Annotated in this window: 6 protein-coding genes; 2 read left to right on the top strand and 4 right to left on the bottom strand. The window is 60.0% G+C overall.

Features of this window, described 5'->3' with window-relative positions; all coding sequences use genetic code 11:
- Together WBP53_RS14760 and WBP53_RS14755 are read right to left on the bottom strand one after the other, a co-directional pair.
- The coding region (locus WBP53_RS14760) for a PilN domain-containing protein (protein WP_423930248.1) at positions 1–734 on the bottom strand (734 nt) is incomplete at its 3' end.
- Entirely contained in the window at positions 734–1792 is a 1059-nt protein-coding gene (locus WBP53_RS14755) for a pilus assembly protein PilM (RefSeq protein ID WP_423930246.1), read from the bottom strand. The genes WBP53_RS14760 and WBP53_RS14755, both read right to left, overlap by 1 nt.
- Positions 1793–2180: 388 nt before the next feature.
- On the opposite strand from WBP53_RS14755, the gene WBP53_RS14750 reads away from it, so the two are divergent.
- Positions 2181–4652 (top strand): penicillin-binding protein 1A, encoded by a 2472-nt coding sequence (locus WBP53_RS14750; protein ID WP_423930244.1) that lies wholly within the window; start codon positions 2181–2183, stop codon positions 4650–4652.
- Entirely contained in the window at positions 4652–5260 is a 609-nt protein-coding gene (locus WBP53_RS14745) for a hypothetical protein (RefSeq protein WP_423930242.1), read from the top strand. The genes WBP53_RS14750 and WBP53_RS14745 overlap by 1 nt, the downstream gene beginning before the upstream one ends.
- A gap of 11 nt (positions 5261–5271) precedes the next feature.
- Here WBP53_RS14745 and WBP53_RS14740 read toward each other — a convergent pair whose 3' ends face one another.
- Together WBP53_RS14740 and WBP53_RS14735 are read right to left on the bottom strand one after the other, a co-directional pair.
- Positions 5272–6564 carry a citrate synthase gene (locus tag WBP53_RS14740; protein WP_423930240.1) on the bottom strand — a complete coding sequence of 431 codons (1293 nt, stop codon included), beginning with the start codon at positions 6562–6564 and terminating at the stop codon, positions 5272–5274.
- 236 nt (positions 6565–6800) lie between these two features.
- The gene (locus tag WBP53_RS14735) at positions 6801–7043 is read right to left on the bottom strand and encodes a type B 50S ribosomal protein L31 (protein WP_423930238.1); all 243 of its coding nucleotides are present in this window, start codon (positions 7041–7043) and stop codon (positions 6801–6803) included.
- Position 7044 lies beyond the last annotated feature (1 nt).

The raw sequence follows: 7044 nt of genomic DNA, 5'->3' as shown, positions 1-7044 counted from the left end.
GGCGTAGACGCGGGCTTGGCCTCCGCTGCCGCCTTGTCGGCCGGATCGGGCTTGGCAGTCAATTGGGTGGCGGCACTTTCAAGCTGCGCGCCCAGATCGACCGGCTTCGCTGCGTCCGCTTCATCCGTCGCCGCCGCGTCTGGCGTATCCCCGTCGGTTGCTCCTTCCTGCTCGGCCTCGGCATTCTTCTTTGTCGTCACGGCAAGCGAGAACACATAGGGCATTTTCGGATCGACGCCAGCCTCTCCTTCTCGACTCTCGATCTTGGCCAGATCAGCGCGCCCGAGCTGCGGCGACGCTTCCAGGGATCGCATATAGGTAGCTACCCGTGTACTCGACTCCGCCACGCCCTCGAGCGTGAGCTTGTCGCCGGCCTGCTTCAATGAAGTCAGGCGCAGGCCTTCCGGCACGGTTTTCGACATCTGGTCGAACAGATGCACCATCTGCGAGCGGTTCGATTGAAGATCCTCAATGATCTCCTTTCGCGCCAGCAACTGTGACCGGACCCGCTCGAGGTTCTTGATCGTCTCGATCTGTTCGTCGAGCTGCTTGATCTGTTTCTCGAGATAGGTGTTGCGCTGCCCCTGGTTGTCGATGCGCTGGCCCATCCACCAGGAGGCGCAGAGGAACAGGAACACTGCGACAACGGCAGTAGCCAGCAGCATCATGTAGAACTCGCGTTCACGCTGCTTGCGGCGTTCGGCTCGCCAGGGCAATAGGTTGATTCTAGCCATCAGTCGAAACTCCTCATCGCCAGACCGCACGCGATCATCAATGCCGGAGCATCCTGAGCGAGGGTCTGCGCCTGCACGCGCGATGAAAGCGACATGTTGGCGAGCGGATTTGCGACAGCGCAGGGCACCCCAAGCTGCTCTTCGACCATGTCGGCCACGCCAGTGATCGAGGCGCAACCACCTGCGAGCACGATCTGGTCGACACGACTGTACTCACTGCCAGCGAAGAAGAACTGCAAAAGGCGGCTGATCTGCTGGACCATGGCCTCCTTGAACGGCTCGAGAACTTCGATTTCGTAGGATTCCGGTAGTCCACCCTGGCGTTTGGCCAGTCCGGCTTCTTCGTAGCTCAGTCCATAGCGGCGCATGACCTCATCGGTCAATTGCTTGCCGCCGAATACCTGTTCGCGCGAATAGATCGTGCGCTGATTGCGCAGCACGATCAGCGTCGTCATGGTCGCGCCGACATCAATGACGGCTACCACCGCTTCCTTGGGCACGGACAACTGATCGGCTATCAGGCGGAAAGCGTTTTCCATCGCGAACGCTTCGACGTCCATCGTCTTCGCGCCCAATCCGCCGAGATCCAGCGCGGCGACACGCAAGTCGACATTTTCGGTTCGCGAGGCGGCCAACAGGACATTGACCATGTCCGGGTTGTCCTTGACCGGCCCCAGCACCTCGAAATCGAGACTGACTTCCTCGATTGGATACGGGATGTACTGGTTGGCCTCGATCTGGATTTGCGCCTCCATGTCCTCCTCGGACAGGTCGGCGGGCATCGGAACGATCTTGGTAATCACGGCCGAGCCAGCCACAGCGGCGGCGGCAAACCGGGTCTTGGTCCCGGATCTGCTCAGCGCGCGGCGGATTGCATCACCTACTGCCTCGACCTCGACGATATTCTTTTCGACTACGGCGTTCGGCGGCAATGGCTCGACGGCGTAGTGCTCAACGCGATACCGACCGCCAGCCTGACCCAGTTGCAACAGCTTGACGGCTGTTGAACTGATGTCGACTCCGATCAGAACCGGTGCCTTAGGAGTGAAGAGTCCCACTACTTTTTCCCCTTGCCACGCGCCCTTACGAGCGAAACATGTGTTTTCACATTAAATCTAAAACTTAACCAATTGGCAACAGGGAGAGCTCAAATAGTCGATCCCGTCGCGAAAACTGACAGAATTTGACCATTTTGGGCCTCTGATCCCCGCGCAGACCGTCAGGAATCGCTCGGGACAACCCCGCAAACGCGCAAATATCGGCCAGGAACGTCGCTTGCCGCAGGGCAAATCTGTCTCCAGAGCCGATCCGAGCGCCCAATTGCTCATTCATGAATAGAGTTTCAACATCCGGTTGCTGACGCTCCCCGGAAACCCCATTGCACCTATACTCTGTCGCTTGCACCAGAATCCTTCCTTGAATGCCATCACAAGTCGCATCAGCTGCATGAGAATCTTTCTTCGCGTTGTCCGCTACGCCGCCTACCTCGGATTGGCCGGCGTCATCTTCGGCGGCCTGGCAATCGGCATAGCCTATTGGCTGATTTCGCCACGCCTGCCGTCGGTCGAGACCCTCAAGGATGTCCAGTTGCAGGTACCACTCAAGGTGCTCTCTTCTGACGGCAAGCTGATGGCGACTTTCGGCGAGACCCGCCGCATCCCGATCGACATGAGCCAGGTGCCGGATCGGCTCAAATACGCCGTTCTCTCAGCCGAGGACGCGGATTTCTACACGCATCCGGGCATCGACATTGGAGGCATCCTGCGTGCGGTCTGGCTGGTCACCACGACCGGCAGCAAGCATGTGGCGGGAGGCAGCACGATCACACAGCAAGTGGCTCGCCAGTTCTTCCTGAGCCCGGAAGTGACGTATACCCGCAAGCTGTCGGAGATTTTTCTCGCCTTCCGCATCGAGAGCGCCCTGAGCAAGGACGACATCCTCGCGCTGTACCTGAACAAGAGCTTCTTCGGCAACCGGGCCTACGGCATTGCAGCCGCGGCAGAGTTCTACTACGGCAAGACACTTGACCAGCTGACCCAGGCGGAATGCGCAATGCTGGCTTCATTGCCGAAGTTTCCGTCCACCGGCAACCCCATCAACAACATGCCCAGAGCCATGCTGCGTCGAGCCTACGTGCTTGGCCGCATGCTTGACCTCGGCCACATCGACAAGGCCATCTACGATCAGGCCATGGCCGAGGACGATCAATCCTTCGCGCATGAACCACCGATCGAAATCGACGCCCCATACGTCGCAGAACTGGTGCGACAGGAAGCCATCGAGCGACTTGGCAACGATGCGCTCAACAATGGCTATGTCATTCAAACCTCGATTGTTTCGGCGGATCAGGAAGCAGCCAACAAGGCATTGCGCGACTCGCTGATCGACTACGACAGGCGCCACGGTTTTCGCGGTGCCGAGGCGCACTCTGAGGTTGCTGCCGGCGCCACGCCCGAAAGCCTGATCGAGGAAATCGACGGCTACCGCACGGTCAACGGCCTGATACCGGGCATAGTCTCCGAAGCCGGGGCTGATGATGCGCAGGTGCAAATCGGTGACGGGCAGGTGGTGTTGCTCGACCTTGAAGCCGTGGCGTGGGCGCGCCCGTACATTGACGACAGTCGCCGAGGCCCCGCTCCAAAACGGGTCGACGAGGTCCTCAATGCCGGAGATATCGTGCGCGTCTCACTCGACGATGAGGGCAACTGGCGACTCGCGCAGATACCCTCCGTACAAGGCGCGATGGTCGGATTGTCGCCCGAGGACGGCGCCATCAGGGCGCTTATAGGCGGCTTCAATTTCTCGCGCAGCAAGTTCAACCGCGCAACCCAGTCGAGCCGCTCGGCCGGATCGAGCTTCAAGCCGTTTATCTATTCGGCAGCCATGGATCACGGCTTCACACCCGCATCAGTCATCAATGATGCGCCTCTGGTCTTTCCAGATGTCTCCCGACCCAACGGCCTGTGGACACCGTCAAATGACGACGGAAAGTTCGATGGCCCCATTCGATTGCGCGAGGCCCTGGTGCGATCCAAGAACCTGGTCTCGGTTCGCCTGCTCGACGCCATCGGTGTCCGCTACGCGCACGAATACGTCACCCGGTTTGGCTTTACCGCACAGCAGGTCCCCGAGAATCTTTCGATGGCGCTGGGCACGGCTGCGGTCTCTCCGCTGGCGATGGCACGCGGCTATGCCGTGCTTTCCAATGGCGGCTTTCTTGTTGATCCGTACCTGATCGTCCAGATTGCAGACCGGGACGGGCAGGTCATCTACACCGCCAATCCGGTTCGCGCATGTCGTGACTGTCCGCAGCGACTGCTTGAAGAGGAGCAGGAGCGCGCGAGCCTCGCCGCTGAGGGCTCGGCATCTTTCGCGCCGATCACAACGGCAAATGCTTCGACAGCGACACCAGCCGTAGCGGGCGAGCCGAGACTGGCACCGCGCGTGATTGATGCTCGCAATGCCTACCTCGTCACCTCCCTGATGCGCGATGTCGTCCGCCGCGGCACCGGTTCCGGCGCGATGGTACTCAAGCGCGGCGATCTGGCCGGGAAGACAGGCACCACCAACGAATATCGCGACGCGTGGTTCTCCGGGTTCAATTCGCGCATGGTCGCTACAGCCTGGGTTGGCTTTGATGATTTCAGCTCGCTTGGTAGTCGCGAGTTCGGATCGAGGTCCGCCTTGCCGATCTGGATTGGATTCATGCGCGCCGCACTGGCGGACATGGAGGAGCAGCCATTCGACATGCCGCCAGGCATCACCACCGCACGCGTCGACAAGAGCAGCGGATTGCTTGCGCCAGCCGGCGACCCCGATTCGATCGTCGAGTACTTCAAGACAGAGGACGTTACCCAACTGGCCGCACGACCAGACCATCAGGAAGACGAGCAACGCGAGGCCTACGACGTCTTCTGATGTCCCGGTCCGATCGCGGCAACTCCGCCGAAGTCCGCAGGCGCATAGCTGTCGAAGCGGCGCGCATGATTGCCGAACAGGGCATGCGTGACTATCACACAGCCAAACTCAAGGCAGCACAGTTGCTTGGTTTCGGCGAGCAGGTGCCCCTGCCGCGCAACGTTGAGATCGAAACCGCGCTGCGCGAGCATCAACGCCTGTTTCAGGCGGCGTCGCAGCCCGGCGCTCTGGTGCGCCTGCGTGATGCAGCGGTAGAGGCCATGCGATTCCTCGATCGGTTCCAGCCTCGGCTGGTAGGCGCCGTGCTGGAGGGAACCGCTGACGAACATTCGGCAATCTGTCTGCACGTATTCAGCGAGAACGCAGAGCAGGCGATCCGCTTTCTCCTCGACCACGGCATTCCGTACGAGCTCCAGGACAGGCGCTTGCGCTTCGGCGGCAATGTCGAACAGGCGCTTCCGGTCGTGCTGTTTTCGGCAGGCGAGGTCGTAGTCGACCTGACCATCTTTCCATTGGATGGTCTGCGCCAGGCCCCGCTGGACCGGATCTCCGAGCGCCCCATGCAGAGGGCCGGCATCAACCGGCTGCTCGAATTGCTGAAACCCTGAAGCAGCACTGATCAGCGCTTGGAAAGATCCACGTAGTCACGCTCAACCGAGCCGGTGTAAACCTGGCGCGGACGCCCGATCTTGGCATCCGGCGTGCCTTGCTGTTCCAGCCAGTGCGCAACCCAGCCGGAGGTTCGTGCGATCGCAAACATCACGGTGAACATTTCGGTCGGAATCTTCAGCGCCTTGTAAATAAGGCCCGAATAGAAATCGACATTCGGATACAGCTTGCGCTCGACGAAATAGGAATCCTTCAACGCTACCTCCTCGAGGGCCAGGGCCACGTCGAGCAGCGGATCCTTGATGTTGAGATCTGCCAGCACCTTGTGCGTCATCTCGCGGATGATCGTCGCACGCGGATCAAAATTCTTGTAGACGCGATGGCCAAAGCCCATCAGGCGGAAACCGGAATCCTTGTCCTTGGCCTTGGCCACTGCGGATGCCACGTTCTTTGCATCGCCAATGTCGGTCAGCATCGACAACACGGCTTCGTTGGCTCCTCCGTGCGCAGGGCCCCAAAGCGCCGCGATGCCGGCGGACACGCAGGCATAGGGGTTTGCACCGGTGGAGCCAACCAGACGCACGGTCGACGTCGACGCATTCTGCTCATGGTCGGCATGCAGGATAAACAGCAGATCCAGCGCCTTGGCCACAACAGGATTCATTTCCAGCGGCTCGCTCGGTACTTCGAACATCATGTGCAGGAAGCGGGTCACGTACTCGAGATTGTTGCGCGGATAGCGAACCGGCCAACCCACCGATGATCGATAGGCCGCAGCTGCGATGGTGGGCACCTTTGCGATCAGGCGGATCGCCGCCAGACGGCGCTGCTCGGGGTCTTCCATGTCCAGCGTGTCGTGGTAGAACGCCGACATGCCGGCCACCGAGGCGCACAACATGGCCATCGGGTGCGCGTCGTAGCGGAAACCGTTGAGAAAGTTCTTCTGCGACTCGTGCATCATCGTGTGATGCGTGACTTCATGCTCGAACTTGCTGAACTCGTCCTTGTTCGGCAGTTCGCCGTTGATCAGCAGGTATGACGTCTCGAGGAAGCTCGAGTGCTTGGCGAGTTGCTCGATCGGATACCCGCGATACAGCAATACACCCTTGTCACCATCAATATAGGTGATGGCACTGCGCGTGCTCGCAGTGGAAACGAATCCGGGATCGTAGGTGAAGTATCCGGTGTCTTTCTTGAGCTTGCCGATATCGAGCGCAGGGTCACCCAGCGTGCCGGTCACCACCGGCAATGTAGTGCTGCGATCGTTGGCGGTATCGGTGAGTTTGACTGATTGGTCGGACACGACGGACTCCTTGTGGCGGGATCCGGACCGTTGTTGCTGGCCCGAACCTGATGTTGGCTGGGATTGATTGGCGACAGGCCGCGGACACGCTTGGGAAATCAACATACGCGCCCGAATCCAGTGCCAATTATTGCATAGCACAACGCGTCAGGCGGTCCTGTCTGGCAAGTTGCAGGCTGGCAAACGCAAACGCCGGCACAGGGCCGGCGTTTTTCCCGCTGGAAAGCGTGATTCGCTTACTTGGCGTAACGGCGACGGAACTTGTCGACGCGGCCACCGGCGTCCACAGCCTTCTGCTTGCCCGTGTAGAACGGATGCGAATGGCTGGAGATATCGATCTTAACGAGCGGATATTCGTTGCCGTCCGTCCACTTCACGGTTTCCTTGCCCGACATGGTCGACTGGGTCAGAAAAGCGAAATCGCTGGACAGGTCCTGGAAGACGACCGGCTTGTACTTGGGATGGATATCAGGCTTCATT

It is taken from the genome of Dokdonella sp. (genome assembly GCF_049593775.1).
Classification (GTDB): Bacteria; Pseudomonadota; Gammaproteobacteria; order Xanthomonadales; family Rhodanobacteraceae; genus Dokdonella.
Note: the sequence above shows the minus strand (reverse complement) of the source record. Positions and strands in the feature narration are given on the sequence as shown.

Coding starts and splice junctions, on each gene's coding strand:
- WBP53_RS14750 (WP_423930244.1), top strand. CDS start 2,181: ATGAGAATCTTTCTTCGCGTTGTCCGCTACGCCGCCTACCTCGGATTG.
- WBP53_RS14745 (WP_423930242.1), top strand. CDS start 4,652: ATGTCCCGGTCCGATCGCGGCAACTCCGCCGAAGTCCGCAGGCGCATA.
- WBP53_RS14735 (WP_423930238.1), bottom strand. CDS start 7,043: ATGAAGCCTGATATCCATCCCAAGTACAAGCCGGTCGTCTTCCAGGAC.